Source organism: Vibrio sp. OPT46 (assembly GCF_015163535.1).
GTDB lineage: Bacteria > Pseudomonadota > Gammaproteobacteria > Enterobacterales > Vibrionaceae > Vibrio > Vibrio alginolyticus.
Map to the genome: position 1 here is coordinate 23293 of NZ_JADDYG010000731.1, position 572 is coordinate 23864.

General features: G+C 49.3%; 1 protein-coding gene. It reads right to left on the reverse strand.

Annotation, left to right across the window (positions count from 1 at the left end; all coding sequences use genetic code 11):
- Window positions 1-542 (reverse strand): ABC transporter ATP-binding protein (locus IQR33_RS34555; RefSeq protein WP_228014170.1); only part of this gene is annotated, 542 nt, incomplete at its 3' end.
- Window positions 543-572: the final 30 nt, after the last annotated feature.

Below are 572 nucleotides of genomic sequence, written 5' to 3' on the forward strand. Positions count from 1 at the left end.
TCAAACAACTGCTCCCAGAAATCGCGTCGGTTCTCTGGGTCAACCGCAGATGTGGGCTCATCGAGAAACAACAGTTCTGGTTTGTGCATAGTGGCTGCGGCGAGAGACAAGCGTTGTTTCTGGCCGCCACTCATTCCGCCGACGCGCTGTTTACGCAGCTGGTCGAGACCGTAGGTGGATAGTTGTTCTTCGATGCGAGCTTTCAGAGCCTTGGTTTCCATACCAAAGATTTGTCCAATAAACTCAAGATTCTCTTGAACTGTCAGGTCATCATAGAGGGAGAACTTTTGTGTCATGTAGCCAATCTTGAGGCGCAGAAGCTCAGATTGTTTTGGGATCTCTAGCCCAAGCACATCCACGTTGCCCTCACTTGGGCTAAGCAAGCCAGTCAGCACACGAATGGTTGTTGATTTACCGCAGCCGTTGGGACCAAGAAAACCATAAATACTGCCTTTGGGTACATTGAGCGTGATGTTGTTGATGGCGGTGAAGTCACCAAACTTCTTCACTACATTTTCAGCTTGAATCGCGTATTCGGTCATTGGCTTACTCCACCAAATCCACTTGCGCTG